This is a genomic window from Achromobacter sp. GbtcB20 (assembly GCF_019091095.1).
In the GTDB taxonomy this organism is placed as follows: domain Bacteria; phylum Pseudomonadota; class Gammaproteobacteria; order Burkholderiales; family Burkholderiaceae_B; genus Achromobacter; species Achromobacter mucicolens.
The window spans coordinates 1-268 of the sequence record NZ_JAGXJZ010000566.1 but is presented as its reverse complement, the minus strand read 5'-3'; the positions used below and the strand labels follow the sequence as shown (position 1 = coordinate 268).

The following is a 268-nucleotide window of genomic DNA, read 5'->3' as shown; positions in this document are numbered from 1 at the left end:
TCGTCCATATCCGGGGCTGGACGCATGACGGAACGCCGCTTTCCAAGAGTCCGATCGACGTGCGCGGCGCACATGACTTCATCACGGTCCCGCCCCTGGTCGTGCGCGAAGCCCCCGGGGGGAAGGAATGGCTGGTCTGGTGGCAGCGCCTGAGCCTGAACGTGACCGGAGGACGGCTCGCATTGCTGCCGCCCGGCGAAGCGACGCGGGACGACTGGAAAGTGGTCTCGGGCGACATGTCGGGCAGGGCGCTTCGGGGGCTTGCGAA

General features: G+C 67.9%; 1 protein-coding gene. It reads left to right on the top strand.

The features are described from left to right. The coding region (locus KVT32_RS30240; RefSeq protein ID WP_217619445.1) for a hypothetical protein at positions 1-268 on the top strand (268 nt) is incomplete at both ends.